Raw genomic sequence first — 22250 nt, 5'->3', positions numbered from 1 at the left:
GCCTGGCTTGCCCCACTGTGTCTACTTTGTAACATTCATCAGGCACACGCCAGAAGGTACGGGCAATGTTGAAATTTATCCTGCGTCGCTGCTTAGAAGCGATACCAACGCTATTTATTCTAATTACGATTTCCTTCTTTATGATGCGTCTCGCGCCGGGAAGTCCATTTACCGGTGAACGCACGCTGCCGCCGGAAGTTATGGCGAACATCGAGGCGAAGTATCACTTAAACGATCCCATCACCACCCAATACTTCAACTATCTGAAGCAGCTGGCGCACGGTGATTTTGGACCGTCATTTAAATATAAAGACTATTCCGTTAACGACCTGGTGGCCTCCAGCTTCCCGGTGTCGGCAAAACTGGGTGCTGCAGCATTCATTCTGGCCGTCGTTCTCGGAGTCACCGCAGGCGTTATCGCCGCGCTCAGACAAAATACCAAATGGGATTATGCCGTAATGGGGGTGGCAATGACCGGGGTAGTGATACCCAGTTTCGTTGTCGCGCCATTGCTGGTGATGATATTTGCCATCACGCTGAAATGGCTGCCCGGGGGCGGCTGGAACGGCGGGGCATTGAAGTTCATGATTTTACCGATGGTGGCATTATCGCTGGCATACATCGCCAGTATTGCGCGTATCACCCGTGGTTCTATGATCGAAGTGCTGCACTCAAACTTCATCCGTACCGCACGCGCGAAAGGGCTGCCGATGCGCCGGATCATCTTCCGTCACGCGCTCAAGCCGGCGCTGCTGCCAGTGCTTTCCTATATGGGACCGGCATTCGTCGGCATCATTACAGGTTCAATGGTTATCGAAACGATCTATGGCCTGCCGGGCATTGGTCAGCTGTTTGTTAACGGGGCGCTTAACCGTGACTACTCGCTCGTTCTGAGCCTCACGATCCTCGTGGGCGCGCTGACCATTCTCTTTAACGCCGTTGTCGATGTGCTGTATGCCGTTATCGACCCGAAAATCCGTTACTAACGCTGGAGCACGCCATGATGTTGAGTAAGAAAAACAGCGAGGTGCTGGAAAACTTCAGTGAAAAACTGGAAGTAGAAGGTCGTAGCCTCTGGCAGGACGCGCGCCGTCGCTTTATGCACAACCGTGCCGCGGTCGCCAGCCTGGTGGTTCTGGTGATCATCGCGCTTTTTGTGACCCTGGCACCTATGCTGTCGCAATTTACCTATTTCGATACGGACTGGGGCATGATGTCCAGCGCGCCGGATATGGAGTCTGGCCACTATTTCGGTACCGATTCATCCGGCCGTGATTTGCTGGTGCGCGTGGCGATTGGTGGTCGTATTTCACTGATGGTCGGTATCGCTGCCGCGCTGGTGGCGGTGATTGTGGGGACGCTTTACGGCGCGCTCTCCGGCTACCTTGGCGGCAAAGTAGACTCAGTGATGATGCGTTTGCTGGAAATCCTGAACTCCTTCCCGTTTATGTTCTTCGTTATTTTGCTGGTGACCTTCTTTGGCCAGAACATCCTGTTGATCTTCGTGGCTATCGGGATGGTTTCCTGGCTGGATATGGCGCGTATCGTGCGCGGCCAGACGTTGAGCCTCAAACGCAAAGAGTTTATCGAAGCGGCGCAGGTAGGGGGCGTATCAACCAGTAATATCGTGGTTCGTCATATCGTGCCTAACGTGCTGGGCGTGGTGGTGGTCTATGCATCACTGCTGGTGCCAAGCATGATCCTGTTTGAATCCTTCCTCAGCTTCCTGGGGCTGGGTACGCAGGAGCCACTGAGCAGTTGGGGCGCGCTGCTGAGCGACGGCGCAAACTCGATGGAAGTTTCACCGTGGCTGTTGCTTTATCCGGCGGGTTTCCTGGTCGTCACCCTGTTTTGTTTTAACTTTATCGGCGATGGCCTGCGTGATGCCCTCGACCCGAAAGACCGTTAAGGAGCGCCGTCATGACAATAATTGAAACGGCCACCGCGCCTCAGGCGCAACAGCAGAACAACCTTCTGCTGGATGTGAAAGACCTCCGCGTGACCTTTAAAACGCCGGACGGGGATGTGACCGCAGTCAACGATCTCAACTTTAACCTGAGCAAAGGTGAAACGCTGGGGATCGTGGGGGAATCCGGTTCCGGAAAATCCCAGACCGCCTTTGCGCTGATGGGCCTGCTGGCCGCGAACGGCGTGATTGGCGGTTCGGCAAAATTCAACGGCCGTGAAATCCTCAACTTACCGGAGCACGAGCTGAACAAGCTTCGCGCCGAACAAATCTCAATGATTTTCCAGGATCCGATGACTTCGCTGAACCCGTATATGCGCGTCGGCGAGCAGCTTATGGAAGTCCTGATGCTGCACAAAGGCCTGGGCAAAGCGGAAGCCTTTGAGGAATCCGTGAAAATGCTGGATGCGGTGAAAATGCCGGAAGCGCGCAAGCGCATGCGCATGTTCCCGCACGAGTTTTCCGGCGGTATGCGTCAGCGCGTGATGATTGCGATGGCGCTGCTGTGTCGGCCGAAGCTGCTGATTGCCGATGAACCGACTACCGCGCTGGACGTGACCGTTCAGGCGCAAATCATGACCCTGTTGAACGAGCTTAAGCGTGAGTTCAACACGGCGATTATCATGATCACCCACGATCTTGGTGTCGTGGCAGGTATCTGTGACAAAGTGCTGGTGATGTATGCCGGGCGCACCATGGAATACGGCAAAGCGCGTGACGTGTTCTATCAGCCTGCCCATCCTTACTCCATTGGCCTGCTGAACGCGGTGCCGCGTCTTGATGCGGAAGGGGAATCCCTGCTCACCATTCCTGGCAACCCGCCAAACCTGCTGCGTCTGCCGAAAGGCTGTCCATTCCAGCCGCGCTGCCCGCACGCAATGGAAATCTGCAACAGCGCGCCGCCGCTGGAAGAATTTGCCCCAGGCCGTCTGCGCGCCTGCTTTAAGCCGCAGGAGGAGCTGGTATGAACGCAGTAGATGAAAAACGCAACGTGCTTCTCGAAATCGCTGACCTCAAGGTGCATTTCGACATCAAAGACGGCAAACAGTGGTTCTGGCAGCCGCCGAAGACCCTGAAAGCGGTGGATGGCGTCACGCTGCGCCTGTACGAAGGGGAGACCCTGGGTGTGGTGGGAGAGTCTGGCTGCGGTAAATCCACCTTTGCGCGTGCGATTATCGGACTGGTGAAAGCCACCGGCGGCAAAGTAGCCTGGCTGGGTAAAGATCTGCTGGGCATGAAGCCCGACGAGTGGCGCGAAGTGCGCAGCGATATCCAGATGATTTTCCAGGATCCGCTGGCGTCATTAAACCCGCGTATGACCATCGGTGAGATTATCGCCGAGCCGCTGCGCACCTATCATCCTAAGATGTCGCGTCAGGAAGTGCGCGACCGCGTGAAGGCGATGATGCTGAAAGTCGGCCTGTTGCCTAACCTCATCAACCGTTATCCGCATGAATTCTCCGGCGGCCAGTGCCAGCGTATTGGTATTGCTCGTGCGCTGATCCTCGAACCTAAGCTGATAATCTGTGATGAGCCGGTTTCCGCGCTGGACGTATCTATTCAGGCGCAGGTGGTGAACCTGCTTCAGAAGCTGCAACGAGAAATGGGGCTGTCGCTGATCTTTATCGCGCACGACCTGGCGGTGGTAAAACACATCTCAGACCGCGTGCTGGTGATGTATCTCGGCCATGCCGTGGAGTTAGGTACCTACGATGAGGTGTATCACAACCCGCTGCACCCTTACACCAGAGCGCTGATGTCGGCGGTGCCGATCCCTGACCCCGATCTGGAAAAGAATAAAACAATTCAGCTTCTGGAAGGGGAATTGCCGTCGCCAATTAACCCGCCGTCGGGCTGCGTGTTCCGCACGCGATGCCCGATGGCGGGGCCGGAATGTGCGAAAACGCGACCGGTTCTTGAAGGCAGTTTCCGACATGCGGTTTCCTGCCTGAAAGTAGACCCGTTATAATCGTAAGGGCTGACATGATGTCAGCCCTTATTTTTTGCGAGGTTATCGTGTCGCGTTTATTCACCTCAGTCCGTCGTCGGCTCTATCATCTTTTATTCGATCCTGAAACGGTATCGGGACGCCGTTTTGAAGGTCTCTGCGCGCTCTTTGCGCTACTCAGCGTAGTGGTCATATTTATTGAATCGGGTGTTGGTACGCAGTATCACCTGACATTTGAGGAATGGCATGCGTTTGTCTGGCTGGAATTGATTATCACCCTGGTCTTTACCGCTGAGTATATTTTGCGGGTAGTTTGTTGGCCCAACCCGGCAAAGTACGTCTTCAGCTTCTGGGGCTTCATTGATTTAGCCACTATCCTGCCGCTCTATGTGATGTGGTTGTGGCCGGAGATCAGCCTCAACTATGTTTTCGCCTGGCGAGCGATGCGTGTTATTCGGGTATTACGTATCCTGAAATTGCTGCGCTTTATGCCGTCGCTGCGGGTATTCTGGAGCGCGATCGTCAGCGCACGACACCAGCTTATTCTTTTCTATTCGTTTATTGCCATCGTCATGATTGTTTTCGGCGCGCTGATGTATTTGATAGAAGGGCCGAAATATGGCTTCGCGACGCTCAATGCGTCCGTCTACTGGGCGATAGTGACCGTTACGACCGTGGGGTATGGCGATATCACGCCCCATACGCCGCTGGGGCGGATAGTGGCATCCGTGCTGATTCTGATTGGGTACTCGGTTATTGCCATCCCGACGGGGCTTATCACCACGCACATGAGCAGCGCGTTTCAGAACCATAAACAGCGGCGCAAATGTCCGAACTGCCACCAGGCCGATCATGAACACAGCGCGCGGTTTTGCAACCGCTGTGGAAGTGCGTTACCGGATTAAATAAAAAAGGCTGCCATCGCAGCCTTTTTTATTATTCGCGCCAGAGTATATGGCACAGCTTGTGGTCTTTCTCGCGACACAGCAGGACGCGGGCGAAGATGTCGTTAATTTCCCCTCCGTCTTCGTCAGCCAGCCCAATTACCACTTCGGCAAAGAAGTCAGGATTCAGGTCGAAATCCACATGTTCGGCCCAGTCCTCTGAAGGGTCGAACAATTCGGCACCGCCGCGCTCTTCGAACTGCAGATTAAAGAGGATCACGTCTGCGGGATCGAGGTTATCAACCGCCAGTTCGAGAAAAATGTCATAGGCCTGCTCGAGCGTTTCGTCTTCGGTCAGGCGATTGTTCAGATCCATTTCCATGATGACTACCTGTTTAACATCGTTGGGCACGTTTTACAGCAACGGACTAAAGAAGTAAAACAGTCGTTCAGCTATTCGCTGCCATAGCGGACGTTTTACCCACAGCCTGGCATCCAGCAGTCGCGAGCGGGAGATATAGTCATCCTGAACTGCCGCCAGGTCACCGCCAAAGCCAGCGTCATCAATCACCAGGGTGATTTCAAAGTTTAGCCACAGGCTGCGCATATCAAGGTTAACCGTGCCCACCAGGCTTAACTCGCCGTCGACCAGCACGCTCTTGGTGTGCAATAGCCCGCCTTCAAACTGATAAATTTTCACCCCGGCAGCCAGCAGTTCGCTAAAGAAGGCACGGCTGGCCCAGCCCACCAGAAGGGAGTCATTTTTGCGCGGCAGAATGATACTCACATCGACACCGCGCTGCGCTGCGGTACAAATCGCGTGCAGCAGGTCATCGCTGGGGACAAAGTAGGGCGTCGTCATAATCAGATATTCACGCGCGGAGTAGGTTGCCGTCAGCAGCGCCTGATGAATCAAGTCCTCCGGGAAGCCCGGTCCGGAGGCGATGGTATGAATTGTATGGCCGCTGGCCTCTTCAAACGGCATGATATTGCCATCCGGCGGCGGCGGCAGGATACGCTTGCCGGTCTCTATTTCCCAGTCGCAGGAGTACACGATGCCCATCGAGGTGGCAATCGGCCCCTCCATTCGCGCCATCAGATCCACCCATTGCCCGACGCCGGAATCCTGTTTAAAGAAGCGCGGGTCAACCATGTTCATACTGCCTGTGTAGGCAATATAGTTATCGATCATGACCATTTTACGGTGCTGGCGAAGGTCCATCCGGCGCAGAAACACGCGCAGGAGATTAACCTTCAGCGCCTCAACCACCTCGATACCGGCGTTACGCATCATGCCCGCCCAGGGGCTACGGAAAAATGCCACGCTGCCCGCGGAGTCCAGCATCAGACGGCAGTGGATCCCCCGGCGTGCGGCCGCCATCAGCGACTCAGCGACCTGGTCAGCCATGCCGCCGGGCTGCCAGATATAAAACACCATCTCAATATTATGGCGAGCCAGCTGAATATCGCGAATCAACGCCTGCATGACATCATCGGACGACGTCAGTAGCTGGAGCTGATTGCCCTTCACGCCGCCAATCCCCTGGCGGCGCTCGCAGAGCTTAAACAGCGAGGAGGCGACGCTACTGTTCTCCTCGGCAAAGATATGCTTGCAGGCTTTGAGATCGTTAAGCCATTTCGCGGTGGAAGGCCACATGGCACGCGCCCGCTCGGCCCGGCGTTTACCCAAATGAAGCTCACCGAAAGAGAGATAGGCAATAATTCCCACCAGTGGGAGGATATAAATGATCAGAAGCCAGGCCATGGCAGAGGGTACGGCTCTGCGCTTCATCAGGATGCGTAACGTCACACCCGCGATTAACAGCCAGTATCCCAGAATGACCAGCCAACTCACCACGGTGTAGAAGGTTGTCATAGTTAAAAAAATCCTTTTGAAAGCGTATTGTTATGAGTGTACGCATCAGGATTCATCTGGCAAATAAAAACGCCAGGTAAAAGCGCTGGTTTGCTGCCGGGTTGGGTTTATAATGGCGGCTCTGTTTGAGAAAGAGTTGTAGACATGAAGCGCAGTAGAACAGAAGTAGGGCGCTGGCGCATGTTGCGACAGGTGAGTCGTCGTAAGGCTCGTTGGCTGGAGGCACAATCCCGCCGCAATATGCGTATCCACGCCATCAGAAAATGTGGATTGACCCGGCACCGCAATGCGTTGCTGTTCGCAGTCCAGGATATCTGTAACCCATGAGGGCACCGCAAGGTGCCCGCTGATTTTATAGTGTCTGATTTTGCGAATATCGTTATTGCGGCGATATTCCGGTTATTTTTAGCAAAAGGAGGGAGAGGTGTTTGCGGAGTTTGGTGTACTGAATTTCTGGACGTATGTTGTTGGCGCATTTTTTATCGTGCTGGTTCCCGGGCCAAACACCCTGTTTGTGCTGAAAACCGGGATTGGTCACGGAGTGAAAAAAGGGTATCTTGCCGCGACCGGTGTGTTTATCGGTGATGCGGTATTGATGTTTCTGGCCTGGGCGGGTGTTGCGGCATTGATCCAGACGACCCCCGTACTCTTTAATATCGTGCGCTATCTTGGGGCCTTCTATCTGCTGTGGCTGGGGGGCAAAATGCTCTGGTCGGTAATTACCCGTCAGAATAACGCTCAAGAGAGCGGAACCGAGCCGGCCAGCACGATCATGAAACGCTCCCTCGTCCTGAGCCTGACCAATCCAAAAGCGATTCTGTTCTACGTTTCGTTCTTTGTGCAGTTTATCGACGTGAATGCGCAAAATACCGGGACCTCTTTCCTGATCCTCGCCACCACGCTTGAGTTGATTAGCTTTATGTACATGAGCTTCCTGATCTTCTCCGGGGCGTTTGTCACGCGTTATCTGAAAACCAAAAAGAAGCTGGCAAAGTTGGGGAACGGGCTGATAGGGCTGCTGTTTGTCGGATTTGCGGCGCGGTTAGCGTCGCTGCATTGATGTGAAAAGAGGCTCCTCCCGGAGCCTTTTTACATCAGAACACTTTCTTATATGGCCGCACCGTCACTTTCGCATACACACCCGCCGCAACGTATGGGTCTGCGTCAGCCCAGGCCTGCGCCGCTTCCTGAGACTCAAACTCCGCAATGACCGTGGAGCCAGAAAAACCGGCGGCTCCAGGGTCATTGCTGTCAACAGCAGGCATTGGACCTGCGGTCAACAAACGGCCTTCGTCCTGGAGCAACTGCAGGCGAGCCAGATGGGCAGGGCGAACCGAGAGACGTTTTTCGAGGGAATCAGCGACATCTTCAGAGTAGATCACGTAAAGCACGGTGAAGCTCCTTAAGCGTAATAAAGTGACAGTTACGTTATGTGAAAGGGCAATTAACTGCAATGTAAAGATAAAAACAACGTTAATCCCCCAATCTGAGTGCCCCTTTTTTGACCACTCCAGCGCTTAAATTGCGCCAGAACAAAGTGTCTTATTGAATATGATTGCTATTTGCATTTAAAATCGGAGTTCGGTTTTTTAACGTTGATGATTATGACTTCGATGACCCTTGATTTACCTCGCCGCTTTCCCTGGCCGACGCTGCTGTCCGTCGTGATTCACGGTGCCGTCGTGGCGGGTTTGCTCTACACTTCGGTTCATCAGGTTATTGAAATGCCCGCACCCGCCCAGCCGATCTCGGTGACCATGGTCTCGCCAGCGGATCTCGAACCGCCGCAGGTTGCGCCGCCCCCGCCACAGCCTGTTGCTGAGCCTGAGCCGGAACCCGAGCCTGTCCCGGAACCACCGAAGGAAGCACCGGTGGTGATCCATAAACCTGAACCAAAGCCAAAACCTAAGCCGAAGCCAAAGCCGGTTAAGAAGGTTGAAGAGCGTCCAAAACGTGAAGAACGCCCGGTTGAACCACGCGCGACCCAGCCGGTCGAGAATACGGCGCCTTCGCGTCCGGTTATGAATAACAGCGCGCCGGCCGCGAAGCCGACGGTTGCCGCACCGGCAGGCCCACGTGCGTTGAGCCGTAATCAGCCTCAGTACCCGGCGCGAGCTCAGGCCTTACGCATTGAAGGCCGCGTACGGGTGAAATTTGACGTCACTGCGGATGGCCGCGTTGATAACGTGGAAATCCTGTCTGCTCAACCTTCAAATATGTTCGAGCGCGAAGTGAAATCGGCGATGCGCAGATGGCGCTACGAACCCGGTAAACCGGGTAGTGGACTGATCGTGAACATTGTTTTCCGCCTGAATGGCGGGGCGCAGATGGAATAAGAAAAGCCTCCGGAAGGAGGCTTTTTTTTGCCTGTCGTTCAGGCTGGCGGAAGCTGACGAGGTTTACCCTCGCTATCGACAGCTACATAAATAAACAGCGCTTCAGTTGCTTTATAACGCTGCCCAATCGGTTCAGAAGAGACTTTCTTCACCCAGACTTCAATGTTGATGGAGATGGAGGTATTGCCGCGTTTTACGCAACGGGCGTAACAGCAAACCACATCACCTACCGCAACCGGGCGCAGGAAGGTCATTCCATCCACCCGCACGGTCACCACGCGCCCATGAGCAATCTCTTTTGCCAGAATTGCGCCGCCCATATCCATCTGCGACATCAGCCAGCCGCCAAAAATATCGCCATTGGCATTGGTGTCAGCGGGCATTGCCAGTGTGCGTAAAACCAGTTCGCCCTGAGGGGCGTTATTTGTTGTCATTGTTTTAACTCATAACGGAAGACTTCAGGCGGGATGCTACTATGATTTCACAGCGGAGAGAATAGACCAGAACGCCTGTCGAACACGTTCTGGTCAGTCAACAATCAGTGCTTATCGTCCTGCGGCATGTGGCGATAAATATAAACGCCGCTTAGCAGGGTGAAAATCAGCGTCAGGGCCGTCAGGCCGAAGACCTTAAAGTTGACCCAAATGTTTTGCGGCAGCCAGAAGGCAATATAGATATTGGCAAGACCGCAAAGGATAAAGAACACCGCCCAGGCGATATTCAGGCGAGACCAGACCTCCTGAGGCAGCGTCAGCTCTTTGCCGAGCATGCGCTGAATCAGAGGTTTTTTCATCACCCACTGGCTGATCAGTAAGGCACCCGCAAACAGCGCATAGATCACCGTAACTTTCCACTTAATGAATTCATCATTGTGGAAGAAAAGGGTTAGTCCACCGAATACGGCGACCAGGACGAACGTCACCAGCGCCATTTTTTCAACTTTACGGTAGCGCACCCAGCTGTAGATCAGCACAACCGCAGTCGCAATAATCAGCGCCGTGGTCGCAGCATAAATGTCATACAGCTTATAAAATGCGAAAAAGACAACCAGCGGTAAAAAATCAAGAAACTGCTTCATTCTGTGATTCCATCTTCTCTGTTGAGCCGGGAAAGATCATCCTCCCGGCATCAGGATTACTGACGAATTAACATATACAGGCGGAACAGATAGACCAGCAGTACCGCTGAAATCAGGTTGCTCAGCGTATTCGCGACCACCGCGCCAACATTCGGGGTTAATACCGCAAAATTGGGTGCAAACAGGAGCAGGAGCGTTTTTGCCAGCAGCCAGCCGATCACGGCGGGCGCTACCAGACGCATGTTCGCCCATGCCAGCCTGATGCTGCTGCGCATCGCGGTAAAAATCCCCATTTTATCCTGCACGACCATCACGGGAGCAAAAGCAAGCACGATAGCGAGTAACACACCCGGCACCACGACCAGCATAATCCCCATCTGCACCAGCATGGTGGTTAAAAAGATCAGGATAAACAGCTTAGGTAAGACCGGCGCGCTGGCTCCAATCGCCCGTAAGGCGCTGACCCGGTGGCCCGCCGACACCAGCTGAATCATCAGCAGAACGCCACCTGCCAGAATCGCATTACCAATGAGCCCGGAGAAAGTGGATGCGGCAGAAGCCCGCAGCAGAATCTGTTGCTGCTCCGGCGTCATGTTTTGCACCAGTTCAAACAGCCCCACGCTTCCTGCCAGATGGTCGCCCTGGCTCAGGCTGGCAATCTGTTCTTCACTCGGTGAGAACGCATGACCCAGCACCACAGTGATAAAGGCGCAAAGCAACGCGATCAGTAAAAAGGTAATGAACTGATTGCGGAAAAAATTTCCCGTGTCACGGTAGACAGACTTCGCCGTGATAGACATGCACTCTCCTTGAGTATTGCAGGTGTTAATTAGCCGGCAATTGTACACCGGATGCACCTGCTGTGGCAGCATCAAGGCTTGTATGGAAAAGCATATCTTTGTAAAGCGGCGGTAATCCAAAGCGTGCCCGGGCACGATTACAGGCTTCATTGACCTGCCCATCTTCGCCGGACATGGCAAATTCCCGGCACGGGCTGGGGCGATCTTCATAGATAGCGCACCGGGTAGAGATGCCCGGCTCCCCCTGTAAGGCCACGCAGCGGCTCTGCTTTTGGTTTGTGCCGCGCATACACCGCAGAAAAGGAGTGACTGGCTCAGTGAGATGAACCGGAACGGTACCGCCGCCATCGCTGGCTTCGGCCCAGTAGAAAGAGACTCGAAAATACGCACAACAGGCTCCGCACGTCATGCACGGGTTAACTTCACTCATGACACACCTGCAAAAGAAGAACGCATCAAATCAACTTGTGAGAACGATAAATTATCCAGCCGCCAGAGGAAGAGCAAGAGGGAGAAAAGAGAAAATTTTGTAACTGTGAAATGCTAAAAATTGACATAGAAACAACTTATTGCTTTTCAGGGCGCCACAAAAAATTAACCCAGATCAATGAATGTTAACTTACTGGTTTTAATGTGATCTGTGGCAGATCACTTATTACTCTTTTGTGAGTATATTCTCATCCGCGATTAAAACCACAACGATGGAGCGGATATGAAAAAATTAGCGGTGGCAGCCCTTGTATTAAGCAGTCTCTCTGGCGGCGCGTACGCGCATGAAGCAGGCGAGTTCTTTATTCGTGCCGGTTCGGCCACGGTTCGCCCAACTGAAGGTTCGGATAACGTGCTGGGGATGGGCGGTTTTAACGTCAGTAACAACACCCAGTTGGGGTTAACGTTCACCTATATGGCGACGGATAACGTTGGCGTTGAGCTTCTGGCGGCAACGCCGTTCCGTCACCGGGTCGGTCTTGGGGCAACCGGTGATATCGCCACGGTTCACCATTTGCCGCCAACGCTGATGGCGCAATGGTACTTTGGCGATGCCAGCAGCAAGGTGCGTCCGTATATTGGCGCAGGTGTCAACTACACCACCTTCTTCGATGAGAAATTCAACGATACCGGGAAAGAGGCAGGTCTCTCCGATCTCAGCCTGAAAGACTCGTGGGGCATGGCGGGGCAGGTTGGTCTGGACTATCTGATTAACCGCGACTGGCTGATCAACGCCTCGGTCTGGTACATGGACATTGATACGGACGTGCGCTTCAAGGCGGGCGGTGAGCAGCAAAGCATCAATACGCGTCTGGATCCGTGGGTGTTTATGTTCTCTGCGGGTTATCGTTTCTAATTCAGGCTGTTCGATGCGCCCCCGAAGGGGCGCATTTCGTATATTACTTCTGAATCAAATAGCGAATGGTTGGCCCATCCTGCTGGATATCCAGCACCGTATAACCGTGGTTTTTCGCATCCAGCGGAATGTTGTTGATGGACTGCGGACAATCGCTGACCACCTCCAGAATTTCACCTTTTTTGAGCTGCGGTAGCGCCTCAAGCGTGGCAACCGCCGGATACGGGCAGGGTTCACCGACCATATCCAGTCGATAATTGGGGACGATCTCTTTCATGCAGCGTTCTCCTGCGTTTCAGTTTTAACGGTGGCGCGGCGGAAGAAACGTTTCTCCTGCGCAACAACCAGTAAAAAAGCGACCAGCAGCAGGGCATAGGTGACCAGCAGACCGCCAAGGGGACCGAAGGTGCTCAGCAGGTTGACCTTGTCCCAGTTCGTTGCAAGTACCGGAGAGACGTCGTCCCAGTAGTACGCCAGAATGGTTGAGCCGATGACGTTACCCAGCCCGACCCACCAGTAGTGCACCTGTCCCTCTACCGCGCGATACATCCAGCCGGTTTCACACCCGCCCGCCAGCACAATCCCGAAGCCAAACAACAGGCCGCCAATCACCGCGTTTGGGCCAGCCCACATGATTTTCGGTTCCACGCCTAACTGAACGTAGCTGAAGATGCCGATGGCGCTCACCGCCATACCGGCAATGATTGCCTTCGCCATCATCGTCCGTCCGGTGATCCACATATCGCGAAACGCGGAGGTAAAGCAGATCTGCGCGCGTTCGATCAGCAGGCCAAAGCCGACGCCGAACAACATCGCCAGGCCAAGCTTCGGCTGATTCATCGCCGTGCAAATGGCCCACGCGATCATGGCAAAAAAGACCAGCATACCCAGGCGGAAACGACGCTTTGCCTGGTCCGGCTTCTGGGTTAGCGGGGACGCCGCGCTGACTTTTGTTATTTTCACCGGGATGCGGAACAGCGGCAGCAGGGTGAATTTTGCCCCAAAGTAAGAGCCGATTGCCGTGGCGACAGCAAAAAACCAGGCATGAAGCGAGAACTGCGGAATCCCCGTAAAGAATGCGGCCAGGTTGCAGCCCATCGCCAGGCGGGCACCAAACCCGGCAATTATACCCCCTGCTACCGCCTGCAGAATGCGAATACGGCTTTTGGGCATGCGCAGCTTAACGTTGTTTGCCCACAGCGCCGCGGCGAAGCAGCCGCCAAACATGCCGACAATCATCATCCCGTCGATGCGGGTAAGCGGTGTGCCTTCCAGGTGAATCAGTTTGAAGTAGCCCCACTCTTCGGTATGCACGCCTGCAAGTTGCAGCAGCTGACCACCCCAGCGGGTGAACTCGCCGGTGACGGCCCAGAAGGTGCCGGTAATGCCGAAATAATAAGTAGAGAGAATGCCTGCCGCGATGACGGCCGGAACTGGCGACCAGAACTTAACCAGGTAAGTCTGCTTGAAGTATTGCCATGACATGAATAAGCCTCTGAACTCAGAAGGATTAAAGATAAAAAAGAGTCCAGATCATACGCCTGCAGGCAAGAATGGGAAGCTATTCACACCGAAAATATCGAAGGGATCAATTTTGACGTGATCCTTTGTAGTGGATGGTGAAGGAGGCGTAACCGTCTGGCAGAGATGCCAGACGGTGGAGGGATTATGCTTTCCGCGTCGCCGCTTTCATTGCGGTCACGAACGCTTTCAATTCGTTCAGCATCTGCTCGGGCTTGTCCACGTTCTTCTCGATGATCTTCACTATCGCGGAGCCGGAGATGGCGCCAGCCGCCTTCGCCTCAATTGCCGCAGTGACCTGATCCGGAGAGGAAATCCCGAAGCCCTGCAGCGGAGGCGCGGCATGGTATTCGGCCAGCTTCTCCACCAGATGATGCAGCGGCAGTGCGGCTTTATTCTCGGCACCGGTCACGCCTGCGCGGGAGAGCAGGTAGGTATATCCGCGTCCGTAAGAGGCAATCTGGCGCAGCAGTTCGTCATCAGCGTTTGGTGGGCAGATGAAAATCGGGGCGACATTATGACGCATTGCCGCCTGGCGGAACGGCGCAGACTCTTCAACGGGCACGTCTGCTACCAGCACCGAGTCAACACCCACGCGCGCGCACTCGGCGTAGAACTCGTCAACACCACGGTTAAACACCAGGTTGGCGTACATCAGCAGGCCAATCGGAATGGTCGGGTGCTTCTGGCGGATCGCCGCCAGCATCTCAAAGCACTGGGTTGGGGTTACGCCTGCGGCAAACGCGCGCAGGGTGGCGTTCTGGATGGTCGGGCCATCCGCCAGCGGATCGGAGAATGGAATGCCCAGCTCCAGCGCGTCGGCACCGGCTTCGATCAGGGCGTCGATAATCTTCAGAGACTGCTCCGGGCCAGGGTCGCCCAGGGTAACGAAGGGAACGAACGCGCCTTCCTGGCGGGATTTCAGTTCAGCAAATGCATTATCGTAGCGTTCCATCAGATTTCCCCTCGTGCTTTCAGAATATCGTGAACGGTGAAGATATCTTTGTCACCGCGACCGGAAAGGTTAACGACCAGCAGTTGCTCTTTTTCCGGGTTCTCTTTCATCATTTTCAGCGCGTGCGCCAGCGCGTGTGAAGACTCAAGTGCCGGGATGATACCTTCGCTGCGGCACAGCGTTTTGAAGGCTTCCAGCGCTTCATCATCGGTAATGGAGACATAATCCGCGCGCCCCGTGCTGTTCAGGAACGCGTGCTGTGGCCCAACGGACGGGAAATCCAGTCCGGCAGAAATCGAGTAAGACTCTTCAATCTGCCCTTCATCGGTCTGCATCATCGGGGCTTTCATGCCGAAGTAAATCCCCACCCGGCCATGCTTCAGCGGCGCGCCGTGCTCGCCGGTTTCAATCCCGTGACCGGCAGGCTCGACGCCAATCAGCCCTACGCGGGTTTCGTCGATAAAATCGGCAAACATGCCGATGGCGTTAGATCCGCCGCCGACGCAGGCAATCACCGCATCCGGCAGACGACCCTCTTTTTCAAGGATTTGCGCTTTGGTCTCTTCACCGATCATGCGCTGGAATTCGCGCACGATGGTCGGGAACGGGTGCGGGCCCGCCGCGGTACCGAGCATATAGTGCGCGGTTTCGTAGCTGCCTGACCAGTCGCGCAGCGCTTCGTTACAGGCATCTTTCAGCGTCGCGGAGCCGCTGTGCACCGGGATCACTTCCGCACCCATCAGGCGCATACGGAACACGTTCGGCGACTGACGCTCAACGTCTTTCGCGCCCATGTAGATGCGGCACTTCAGGCCGAGCAGGGCGCTGGCGAGCGCAGAAGCCACGCCGTGCTGTCCCGCGCCGGTTTCGGCGATGATTTCGGTTTTACCCATACGCTTTGCGAGCAGCGCCTGGCCCAGCACCTGGTTAGTTTTATGCGCGCCGCCGTGCAGCAGGTCTTCACGCTTAAGATACAGCGTGGTTTTGGTGCCTTCGGTGAGGTTGCGGCATTTGGTCAGCGCGGTTGGACGCCCGGCATAGTTTTTCAGCAGGTCGGTAAACTCCGCCTGAAACGCCGGATCTTTCTGCGCGCTCACGAACGCTTCTTCAAGCTGGCGCAGCGCGGGCATCAGGATTTGCGGAACGTACATCCCGCCGAACTCACCAAAATACGGGTTAAGTAATGTCGTCATCTTCTCTTCCTTAATATGCACGCAGAGTTTTAAACACTGAGGCCAGCTTGCTGGCATCTTTTATACCCGGTTGCGACTCTACGCCTGAATTGAAATCGAGGCCTGCACAGCCGGTTTTCGCGGCTTCCACACAGTTATCCGGACTTAGTCCGCCCGCCAGCAGGACGTTGTCCAGCTTTTCGCCGTTCAGCAGCGACCAGTCAAAACGCTGTCCGGTGCCGCCCTGGCCGTTATCGAGCACGTATTTGTCAACGTGGTTAAGATTACGTGCGGGCAGGGTGCTGCCCACGCTTTGCGCTTTCCAAATCTGAACCTGCGGTGCCAGCGCATCGCGCAGGGCATTGATATACGCCTGGTCTTCTTCGCCATGGAGCTGAACGGCACTCAGGGATAACGTCGCGGCTTTTGCCACAACGTCCGCGATATCCGCATTGCGGAATACGCCAACATAGCTCAGCGGGGCCGCTGCGATTACCTTGCGGGCCTGTTCCTCATTGACTGTGCGAGGTGAGGCGTCAACGAAGATCAAACCGCCATAGATTGCCCCAGCCTCATACGCGGCCAGTGCATCCTGTTCACGGGTTAAGCCGCAGACTTTGTTTTCACCCAGCAGTACGCGACGCACCGCCGCGTTGAGATCGTCATGCTCCATCATGGCGGAGCCAATCAGGAAACCGTTGGCGAAGTGGCTCAGCTCGCGCACCTGGGCGTAGCTGTTAATGCCGGATTCGCTGATCACCGTGACGCCAGAACCCAGACGCGGAGCCAGCTGGCGCGTGCGGTTCAGGTCAATCGACAGGTCGCGAAGGTCGCGGTTGTTGATGCCGACCACTTTGGCTTCCAGCGCAATGGCACGCTCGAGCTCTTCTTCGTTACTCACTTCGGTCAGCACGCCCATTTTCAGGCTGTGCGCCACGGCAGCAAGCTGGCGATACTGTTCGTCGTCCAGTACCGAGAGCATCAGAAGGCAGGCATCGGCCTGGTAGAAACGCGCCAGCCAGATCTGATACGGGTCGATAATAAAGTCTTTGCACAGGATCGGCTGCGGCGCGATGCCGCTGACGATCGGCAGAAAATCGAAGCTGCCCTGGAAATATTTCTCATCCGTCAGCACGGAGATAGCCGACGCATGATGCTTATAAATACCGGCGATACGCGCCGGGTCAAAATCGTCACGAATAACGCCTTTTGAGGGAGACGCCTTTTTGCACTCCAGAATAAAGGCGGTGCGTGCACCCTGCAGGGCGTCATAGAAACGACGGCTGCTTGGGACGACGTCATTCTGGAAACTGGCAAGCGGCTGCTCTGCTTTGCGTGCTTCCACCCAGATGGCCTTATCGGCAACGATTTTCGCTAAAACGGTCTGCATTCTTTACCCTCTTGCCGCAAGTGCGGTAACGCGATCGTAAGCTGCACCGGAGCGCAGTACATCCAGAACTTTTTGAGCATTGGCCTTCAGGTCTTCCTCACCGTGCAAACGCATCAGCATGGCGACGTTGGCAGCCACGGCGGCCTCATGAGCGGCCTCACCTTTACCTTGTAGTAAGCGCGTCAGAATGTCACGGTTTTCTTCCGGCGTACCGCCTGCCAGCGCTTCCTGATGGTACGGCGTTAAGCCGAAATCAGACGCTTCAAGCTGATAGCTGAGCACTTCGCCATCGTTAAGCTCGGCCACCAGCGTCGGCGCATGCAGCGAAACTTCATCCATTCCGCCGCTGTGCACCACGGCGGCGCGTTTGTAACCCAGCACGCGCAGCGTTTCGGCAATCGGCAGGACCAGCTCAGGGCTGTAAACGCCAATTAATGCCAGTGGCGGATGGGCCGGGTTGATCAGCGGGCCGAGCACGTTAAACAGCGTGCGGGTTTTAAGCTGCTGGCGAACCGGCATGGCGTGGCGGAAACCGGTGTGATATTTCGGCGCAAACAGGAAGCAAACGCCCAGATCGTCCAGCGCTTCGCGTGAACGCTCGGCATTCATCTCCAGGTTGATGCCAAAAGCGGCCAGCAGATCGGACGAGCCTGAACGACTGGAGACGCTGCGGTTACCGTGTTTCGCTACCTTCAAACCACACGCCGCCGCCACGAACGCGCTGGCGGTGGAGATGTTAATACTGTTGCTGCCGTCACCACCGGTTCCGACGATATCGGCAAACTGATAGTCAGGGCGCGGGAACGGGGCGGCATTTTCCAGCAGGGCAGTGGCCGCGCCGGCGATCTCCTGCGGGCTTTCGCCGCGCACCTTCATGCTGACCAGCGCTGCCGCCAGTTGTTCAGGCTTCAGCTCACCGCGCACCACGGCGGAGAAGAGCTGGTGGCTCTCTTGCTGGCTCAGGGTCTGCGCCTGATATAGTTTTTCCAGAATCGGCTGCAGGGTGTTGGTCTGCTCCAGCTTCTGTAATGCCCAGTCAAGGGTCTGCTCCAGCAGGCGTGCGCCATTGGAGGTCAAAATAGATTCCGGGTGGAACTGCATCCCGCAGACGCGATCCGCATCGTGGCGTACCGCCATCACCATCCCTTCGAACGAGGCGTTGATGGTCAGCCCGGCCGGAATGTTGCTGCCGACCAGCGAATGGTAGCGCGCGACCGGGAGCGGATTCGGCAGCCCGGCAAACATTGCCTGGCCGTCATGTTCAATGCTGGAGGCTTTACCGTGCAGGATCTCTCCCGCCTGGCCGACGTAGCCGCCGTAGGCTTCCACGATCGCCTGGTGACCCAGGCAGATACCGATAATTGGCAGCTTGCCGCGCATGCGGGTCAGCAGCTCGGGCATACAGCCCGCTTCGCTCGGCGCGCCCGGCCCCGGGGAGAGCATCAGCACCGGGTTTTGCATGGTCGCCAGACGGTCAATCAGGGTCTGAGCCGGAACGTGGTTACGGTAGATAACGACGTTGTGGCCATTTGCACGCAGCTGATCTGCCAGGTTATAGGTAAAGGAGTCGATATTATCGAGCAGCAGAATGTCAGCCATCAGAAAATCTCCTGTGCGTGGTGTGCGGTAGCGATGGCGCGCAATACCGCGCGCGCTTTACTGCGGGTTTCGTCAGCTTCAGACTGCGGAACAGAGTCGAGAACAATCCCGGCGCCGGCCTGAACGGTAGCAATACCGTCCTCTACGTAGGCGGAACGGATCACGATGCAGGTATCGAGGTCGCCGTGGGCGGTGAAGTAACCCACCGCGCCGCCGTAGCTCCCGCGCCGACGTCCTTCCGCTTCGGCGATAAGCTGCATGGCACGCACCTTCGGCGCGCCGCTCAGGGTGCCCATGTTCATACATGCGCGGTAGGCGTGCAGCACGTCGAGGTCGCTGCGCAGCTCACCCACCACGCGGGAGACCAGGTGCATCACGAAGGAGTAGCGGTCGACTTTGGTCAGGTCCGCCACGTAGCGGCTGCCCGGCGTGCAAATACGCGCCAGGTCGTTACGTGCCAGGTCAACCAGCATCAGATGCTCGGAGAGCTCCTTATGGTCGGTACGCATTTCCAGTTCGATGCGACTGTCCAGATCGCGGTCCAGCGAGCCATCGGCACGACGGCCACGCGGACGGGTACCTGCAATCGGGTAGATCTCAATCTGGCGGCTGGTGGCATCATATTTTAGCGAGCTTTCCGGCGAGGCACCGAACAGCGTGAAATCGTTGTCCTGCATAAAGAACATGTACGGGCTCGGGTTACTCTTCTTCAGCACGTCGTAAGCCGCAAGCGGCGACGGGCAGGGCAGAGAGAAACGGCGGGAAGGCACCACCTGGAAAATTTCCCCGGCGCGAATCGCCTTTTGCATCTGGCGAACCACGGCACCGTATTGATCGTCGGTCTGGTTAACTTCACAGGTCATCTTCTCGACGCGCTGCACCGGTAGCGCAGGCGGCGCTTCCGTCATTTGCTGCTGCAGTTGGGCAATGCGGTGCTCCAGACGGTTTTTCTCAGCGCCAGAAGGCGTGAACAGGCTGGCCTGAATGCGGGTGTATTGTTTCTGATGGTCGATCACCAGCAGGGTTTCGGCCAGATAGAAACAGTAGTCCGGGCAGCGGTTGCCCTGCTCGGTTTCCGGCAAATCTTCAAAACCGGCAACCAGGTCGTAAGCAAACAGCCCGCCGAAGAACATGGCTTCACGCTCATCTTCCGGCACGGTCACCAGATTTTGCAGCAGTCGGAAGGCATCGAATACGGACAGCGAGCAGAGGCGCGCGTCTTCGTCCAGCAGCTGGCTTACCGGCGGGAAATGCAAAATTCGCAGGTCAGGGTGACGTTCATTGTCGATGCCCGCAGGCAGAGCCTCATCTAACAGCGGCAGCAGCGATGCGCCATTGTCAGAAAGCGCCTTAATGGTGACGGTGTCACCTAATGCGGTAATGCGCAGCGCGCTGTCGACCAGCAGCAGGCTTTTCAGATCGTCCTTGCTGTCGATATCCGCAGACTCCAGCAGCAGCGTCGCCGGACGCGCGCCGCATACCTGATGAAACAGCGCGGTCGGGTTGTGGCGATAGGCCGCCTCGCAGGTCAACAGTTCAAGATGGGGTTTGGCTGTTTGCATGTTGTTGTTCTCATTTTCTGTTCAAAAAAAAGCCCGCTGGTTAGCGGGCGGGTATCTGTTTGCATTTCGCAGACGCGTGACACTGCCCGAATATCAGGTAGTGCGCCACCAACCGTGCAGAGTGAAATGTGCCGTCATTTTCAGATACCTTTATCGTGTGAACTTGCGTACTAGTTAACTGGTTCGGTGGCGTGTTGTCAACCCTTGATTTCAGAATTTCACGTTAAGTCGGTATCATGGCGGTTTCGGATGTCTCTAACCTGATATGGGAAGTGCTTTGAGCGATACCACCTACGCGATTATTTATGATTTACACAGCCATACTCAGGCTTCTGATGGCCTGCTGACACCCGAAGCCCTGGTTCATCGCGCGGTTGAAATGCGTGTCGGCACGCTGGCGATAACCGATCACGACACCACCGACGCCATTCCGGCAGCGCGCGCCGAGATTGCCCGCAGCGGGCTGGCGCTGAATCTGGTGCCCGGCGTCGAGATATCGACTGTCTGGGAAAACCATGAGATTCATATCGTTGGCCTGAACATTGATATAGAACATCCGGCACTTCTTGCCTTTTTGCAAGAACAAAAAACGCGTCGCAACCAGCGCGCGGAGATGATCGGCGAGCGCCTGGAAAAGGCGCATATTCCGGGGGCGCTGGAAGGAGCGCGAAAGCTGGCGAACGGCGGGGCGGTCACCCGCGGACATTTCGCCCGTTTTCTGGTTCAAGTGGGTAAAGCGACGACCATGGCGGACGTCTTTAAAAAGTATCTGGCGCGCGGGAAAACCGGATACGTTCCGCCACAGTGGTGTACAATAAAACAAGCTATTGATGTGATTCATCATTCTGGCGGTAAGGCCGTGCTGGCCCATCCGGGACGGTATAATCTTTCTGCTAAATGGCTGAAAAGACTGCTGGCGCACTTTGCCGAATGCGGTGGCGAGGCGATGGAAGTCGCCCAGTGTCAGCAGGCGCCCAACGAGCGCGCGCAGCTCGCGACTTACGCCCGCCAGTTTGGCCTGCTTGGGTCACAGGGCTCTGATTTCCATCAGCCCTGCGCGTGGATCGAACTCGGGCGCAAGCTCTGGCTACCCGCTGGCGTTGAGCCGGTCTGGCAGCTCTGGGAGCAGCCGCAGCAAATTGAAGAGAGGGAAGTATGAGTCAGTTTTTCTATATCCATCCGGATAACCCGCAGCCACGTCTGATTAACCAGGCCGTGGAGATCGTCCGCAAAGGCGGTGTGATAGTCTACCCAACCGATTCGGGCTACGCGCTGGGCTGCAAAATTGAAGATAAAGGGGCGATGGAGCGTATCTGTCGCATCCGTCAGCTGCCGGACGGCCATAACTTTACTCTGATGTGCCGCGATCTCTCTGAGCTGTCGACCTATGCTTATGTGGATAACGTGGCGTTTCGCCTGATTAAGAACAACACGCCGGGGAACTACACCTTCATCCTGAAAGGGACGAAAGAGGTGCCGCGCCGTCTGTTGCAGGAGAAGCGTAAAACCATCGGGATGCGCGTGCCGTCGAACCCGATTGCCCAGGCGCTGCTGGAGACCCTCGGCGAACCGATGCTCTCAACCTCGCTGATGCTGCCGGGAAGCGAGTTTACCGAGTCCGATCCGGAAGAGATCAAAGATCGCCTGGAGAAAGTGGTGGAGCTGATTATTCACGGCGGTTATCTCGGCCAGCAGCCGACCACCGTTGTGGATCTCACTGAAGATGCGCCGGAAGTGATTCGTGAAGGCGTGGGTGATGTTAAGCCTTTCTTGTAGAGGTGTAAGCAGATATACTACGCGGCCATCAAAGCAGGGCTC

At 55.7% G+C, this 22250-nt stretch carries 26 protein-coding genes and 1 other annotated feature; of the genes, 11 read left to right on the top strand and 15 right to left on the bottom strand.

Annotated elements, in window-relative coordinates:
• Positions 1-65 precede the first annotated feature (65 nt).
• Genes oppB through AB8818_RS03875 form a run of 5 tightly spaced genes read left to right on the top strand, consistent with a single transcriptional unit; the run spans position 66 to position 4819 of the window.
• Positions 66-986 carry an oligopeptide ABC transporter permease OppB gene (gene oppB, locus AB8818_RS03895; protein ID WP_028013429.1) on the top strand — a complete coding sequence of 307 codons (921 nt, stop codon included), beginning with the start codon at positions 66-68 and terminating at the stop codon, positions 984-986.
• Between the two features lie 14 nt (positions 987-1000).
• Complete coding sequence (gene oppC, locus AB8818_RS03890; protein WP_116339411.1) at positions 1001-1909, top strand: oligopeptide ABC transporter permease OppC; 909 nt, start codon at positions 1001-1003, stop codon at positions 1907-1909.
• Positions 1910-1920: 11 nt separating this feature from the next.
• Positions 1921-2934, top strand: coding sequence for an ABC transporter ATP-binding protein (locus AB8818_RS03885; protein ID WP_116339413.1), 1014 nt, complete (start codon positions 1921-1923; stop codon positions 2932-2934).
• Positions 2931-3935, top strand: a complete 1005-nt coding sequence (gene oppF / locus AB8818_RS03880) for a murein tripeptide/oligopeptide ABC transporter ATP-binding protein OppF (RefSeq protein WP_192984186.1) — start codon at positions 2931-2933, stop codon at positions 3933-3935. The genes AB8818_RS03885 and oppF overlap by 4 nt, the downstream gene beginning before the upstream one ends.
• 14 nt (positions 3936-3949) lie before the next feature.
• Entirely contained in the window at positions 3950-4819 is an 870-nt protein-coding gene (locus AB8818_RS03875) for an ion transporter (RefSeq protein ID WP_192984189.1), read from the top strand.
• A gap of 31 nt (positions 4820-4850) precedes the next feature.
• Here AB8818_RS03875 and AB8818_RS03870 read toward each other — a convergent pair whose 3' ends face one another.
• Together AB8818_RS03870 and cls are read right to left on the bottom strand one after the other, a co-directional pair.
• Positions 4851-5180, bottom strand: a complete 330-nt coding sequence (locus tag AB8818_RS03870) for an HI1450 family dsDNA-mimic protein (protein WP_006810881.1) — start codon at positions 5178-5180, stop codon at positions 4851-4853.
• 33 nt (positions 5181-5213) lie between these two features.
• Entirely contained in the window at positions 5214-6674 is a 1461-nt protein-coding gene (cls, locus tag AB8818_RS03865; RefSeq protein WP_028013424.1) for a cardiolipin synthase, read from the bottom strand.
• A gap of 144 nt (positions 6675-6818) precedes the next feature.
• On the opposite strand from cls, the gene AB8818_RS03860 reads away from it, so the two are divergent.
• Both AB8818_RS03860 and leuE read left to right on the top strand, forming a co-directional pair.
• Positions 6819-7001, top strand: coding sequence for a YciY family protein (locus AB8818_RS03860; RefSeq protein WP_192984191.1), 183 nt, complete (start codon positions 6819-6821; stop codon positions 6999-7001).
• A gap of 97 nt (positions 7002-7098) precedes the next feature.
• The gene (gene leuE / locus AB8818_RS03855; RefSeq protein WP_028013423.1) at positions 7099-7734 is read left to right on the top strand and encodes a leucine efflux protein LeuE; all 636 of its coding nucleotides are present in this window, start codon (positions 7099-7101) and stop codon (positions 7732-7734) included.
• A 34-nt stretch (positions 7735-7768) separates the two neighbouring features.
• Here the strand turns inward: leuE and AB8818_RS03850 are convergent, their stop codons facing one another.
• Entirely contained in the window at positions 7769-8065 is a 297-nt protein-coding gene (locus tag AB8818_RS03850) for a YciI family protein (RefSeq protein ID WP_049006872.1), read from the bottom strand.
• Between the two features lie 222 nt (positions 8066-8287).
• Here AB8818_RS03850 and tonB point away from each other — a divergent pair, with 222 nt between their 5' ends.
• Complete coding sequence (gene tonB / locus AB8818_RS03845; protein WP_049138284.1) at positions 8288-9010, top strand: TonB system transport protein TonB; 723 nt, start codon at positions 8288-8290, stop codon at positions 9008-9010.
• Positions 9011-9048: 38 nt separating this feature from the next.
• On the opposite strand, the gene yciA is transcribed toward tonB, so the two are convergent.
• The 4 genes from yciA to AB8818_RS03825 form a co-directional block, all read right to left on the bottom strand.
• On the bottom strand, positions 9049-9444 hold the full coding sequence (gene yciA, locus AB8818_RS03840) for an acyl-CoA thioester hydrolase YciA (RefSeq protein WP_028013420.1): 396 nt from the start codon (positions 9442-9444) through the stop codon (positions 9049-9051).
• Positions 9445-9548: 104 nt separating this feature from the next.
• On the bottom strand, positions 9549-10088 hold the full coding sequence (locus AB8818_RS03835) for a septation protein A (RefSeq protein ID WP_061097985.1): 540 nt from the start codon (positions 10086-10088) through the stop codon (positions 9549-9551).
• Between the two features lie 56 nt (positions 10089-10144).
• Positions 10145-10888, bottom strand: a complete 744-nt coding sequence (locus AB8818_RS03830) for a YciC family protein (RefSeq protein ID WP_023292236.1) — start codon at positions 10886-10888, stop codon at positions 10145-10147.
• 25 nt (positions 10889-10913) lie between these two features.
• Positions 10914-11318, bottom strand: coding sequence for a YkgJ family cysteine cluster protein (locus AB8818_RS03825; RefSeq protein ID WP_192984193.1), 405 nt, complete (start codon positions 11316-11318; stop codon positions 10914-10916).
• A gap of 282 nt (positions 11319-11600) precedes the next feature.
• Between AB8818_RS03825 and ompW the strand changes: the two genes are divergently transcribed.
• Complete coding sequence (gene ompW / locus AB8818_RS03820) at positions 11601-12233, top strand: outer membrane protein OmpW (protein WP_116339472.1); 633 nt, start codon at positions 11601-11603, stop codon at positions 12231-12233.
• 43 nt (positions 12234-12276) lie between these two features.
• Here ompW and yedF read toward each other — a convergent pair whose 3' ends face one another.
• The 8 genes from yedF to trpL all read right to left on the bottom strand — a co-directional run bounded on the left by yedF (position 12277) and on the right by trpL (position 20570).
• The gene (gene yedF / locus AB8818_RS03815; protein WP_069598428.1) at positions 12277-12510 is read right to left on the bottom strand and encodes a sulfurtransferase-like selenium metabolism protein YedF; all 234 of its coding nucleotides are present in this window, start codon (positions 12508-12510) and stop codon (positions 12277-12279) included.
• A complete protein-coding gene (gene yedE, locus AB8818_RS03810) occupies positions 12507-13718 on the bottom strand; it encodes a selenium metabolism membrane protein YedE/FdhT (protein WP_116339474.1) in 1212 nt (403 codons plus the stop codon). The genes yedF and yedE overlap by 4 nt, the downstream gene beginning before the upstream one ends.
• Positions 13719-13899: 181 nt before the next feature.
• A complete protein-coding gene (trpA, locus tag AB8818_RS03805; RefSeq protein WP_116339476.1) occupies positions 13900-14709 on the bottom strand; it encodes a tryptophan synthase subunit alpha in 810 nt (269 codons plus the stop codon).
• Positions 14709-15902 carry a tryptophan synthase subunit beta gene (gene trpB / locus AB8818_RS03800; RefSeq protein ID WP_028013413.1) on the bottom strand — a complete coding sequence of 398 codons (1194 nt, stop codon included), beginning with the start codon at positions 15900-15902 and terminating at the stop codon, positions 14709-14711. The genes trpA and trpB overlap by 1 nt, the downstream gene beginning before the upstream one ends.
• A gap of 10 nt (positions 15903-15912) precedes the next feature.
• Complete coding sequence (gene trpCF, locus AB8818_RS03795) at positions 15913-17271, bottom strand: bifunctional indole-3-glycerol-phosphate synthase TrpC/phosphoribosylanthranilate isomerase TrpF (RefSeq protein WP_166711426.1); 1359 nt, start codon at positions 17269-17271, stop codon at positions 15913-15915.
• A 3-nt stretch (positions 17272-17274) separates the two neighbouring features.
• The gene (trpD, locus tag AB8818_RS03790) at positions 17275-18870 is read right to left on the bottom strand and encodes a bifunctional anthranilate synthase glutamate amidotransferase component TrpG/anthranilate phosphoribosyltransferase TrpD (RefSeq protein WP_028013411.1); all 1596 of its coding nucleotides are present in this window, start codon (positions 18868-18870) and stop codon (positions 17275-17277) included.
• Positions 18870-20432 (bottom strand): anthranilate synthase component 1, encoded by a 1563-nt coding sequence (locus AB8818_RS03785; protein WP_166711424.1) that lies wholly within the window; start codon positions 20430-20432, stop codon positions 18870-18872. Before AB8818_RS03785 ends, trpD begins: the two co-directional genes overlap by 1 nt.
• Positions 20433-20455: 23 nt before the next feature.
• Positions 20456-20549, bottom strand: a sequence feature (Trp leader region).
• Positions 20526-20570, bottom strand: coding sequence for a trp operon leader peptide (trpL, locus tag AB8818_RS03780; protein WP_116341108.1), 45 nt, complete (start codon positions 20568-20570; stop codon positions 20526-20528). Its footprint overlaps the feature before it by 24 nt.
• Positions 20571-20697: 127 nt before the next feature.
• Here trpL and rnm point away from each other — a divergent pair, with 127 nt between their 5' ends.
• Entirely contained in the window at positions 20698-21591 is an 894-nt protein-coding gene (gene rnm / locus AB8818_RS03775; protein ID WP_166711422.1) for an RNase AM, read from the top strand.
• Positions 21588-22208 (top strand): L-threonylcarbamoyladenylate synthase, encoded by a 621-nt coding sequence (locus tag AB8818_RS03770; protein ID WP_003856793.1) that lies wholly within the window; start codon positions 21588-21590, stop codon positions 22206-22208. Before rnm ends, AB8818_RS03770 begins: the two co-directional genes overlap by 4 nt.
• Positions 22209-22250 lie beyond the last annotated feature (42 nt).

Source organism: Enterobacter sp. KB-280D8 (genome assembly GCF_041399405.1).
GTDB classification, from domain to species: Bacteria; Pseudomonadota; Gammaproteobacteria; order Enterobacterales; family Enterobacteriaceae; genus Enterobacter; species Enterobacter cloacae_N.
Note: the sequence above shows the minus strand (reverse complement) of the source record. Positions and strands in the feature narration are given on the sequence as shown.

Bases quoted from the DNA above. Each gene is read 5' to 3' on its own strand.
- ompW (WP_116339472.1), top strand. From the start codon at position 11,601: ATGAAAAAATTAGCGGTGGCAGCCCTTGTATTAAGCAGTCTCTCTGGC.
- AB8818_RS03860 (WP_192984191.1), top strand. From the start codon at position 6,819: ATGAAGCGCAGTAGAACAGAAGTAGGGCGCTGGCGCATGTTGCGACAG.
- cls (WP_028013424.1), bottom strand. From the start codon at position 6,674: ATGACAACCTTCTACACCGTGGTGAGTTGGCTGGTCATTCTGGGATAC.
- yciA (WP_028013420.1), bottom strand. From the start codon at position 9,444: ATGACAACAAATAACGCCCCTCAGGGCGAACTGGTTTTACGCACACTG.
- AB8818_RS03825 (WP_192984193.1), bottom strand. From the start codon at position 11,318: ATGAGTGAAGTTAACCCGTGCATGACGTGCGGAGCCTGTTGTGCGTAT.
- oppF (WP_192984186.1), top strand. From the start codon at position 2,931: ATGAACGCAGTAGATGAAAAACGCAACGTGCTTCTCGAAATCGCTGAC.
- AB8818_RS03885 (WP_116339413.1), top strand. From the start codon at position 1,921: ATGACAATAATTGAAACGGCCACCGCGCCTCAGGCGCAACAGCAGAAC.
- yedF (WP_069598428.1), bottom strand. From the start codon at position 12,510: ATGAAAGAGATCGTCCCCAATTATCGACTGGATATGGTCGGTGAACCC.
- AB8818_RS03785 (WP_166711424.1), bottom strand. From the start codon at position 20,432: ATGCAAACAGCCAAACCCCATCTTGAACTGTTGACCTGCGAGGCGGCC.
- trpCF (WP_166711426.1), bottom strand. From the start codon at position 17,271: ATGCAGACCGTTTTAGCGAAAATCGTTGCCGATAAGGCCATCTGGGTG.
- tonB (WP_049138284.1), top strand. From the start codon at position 8,288: ATGACCCTTGATTTACCTCGCCGCTTTCCCTGGCCGACGCTGCTGTCC.
- AB8818_RS03870 (WP_006810881.1), bottom strand. From the start codon at position 5,180: ATGGAAATGGATCTGAACAATCGCCTGACCGAAGACGAAACGCTCGAG.
- yedE (WP_116339474.1), bottom strand. From the start codon at position 13,718: ATGTCATGGCAATACTTCAAGCAGACTTACCTGGTTAAGTTCTGGTCG.
- trpA (WP_116339476.1), bottom strand. From the start codon at position 14,709: ATGGAACGCTACGATAATGCATTTGCTGAACTGAAATCCCGCCAGGAA.
- AB8818_RS03770 (WP_003856793.1), top strand. From the start codon at position 21,588: ATGAGTCAGTTTTTCTATATCCATCCGGATAACCCGCAGCCACGTCTG.
- AB8818_RS03835 (WP_061097985.1), bottom strand. From the start codon at position 10,088: ATGAAGCAGTTTCTTGATTTTTTACCGCTGGTTGTCTTTTTCGCATTT.
- oppB (WP_028013429.1), top strand. From the start codon at position 66: ATGTTGAAATTTATCCTGCGTCGCTGCTTAGAAGCGATACCAACGCTA.
- AB8818_RS03830 (WP_023292236.1), bottom strand. From the start codon at position 10,888: ATGTCTATCACGGCGAAGTCTGTCTACCGTGACACGGGAAATTTTTTC.
- trpD (WP_028013411.1), bottom strand. From the start codon at position 18,870: ATGGCTGACATTCTGCTGCTCGATAATATCGACTCCTTTACCTATAAC.
- oppC (WP_116339411.1), top strand. From the start codon at position 1,001: ATGATGTTGAGTAAGAAAAACAGCGAGGTGCTGGAAAACTTCAGTGAA.
- rnm (WP_166711422.1), top strand. From the start codon at position 20,698: ATGGGAAGTGCTTTGAGCGATACCACCTACGCGATTATTTATGATTTA.
- AB8818_RS03875 (WP_192984189.1), top strand. From the start codon at position 3,950: ATGATGTCAGCCCTTATTTTTTGCGAGGTTATCGTGTCGCGTTTATTC.
- trpB (WP_028013413.1), bottom strand. From the start codon at position 15,902: ATGACGACATTACTTAACCCGTATTTTGGTGAGTTCGGCGGGATGTAC.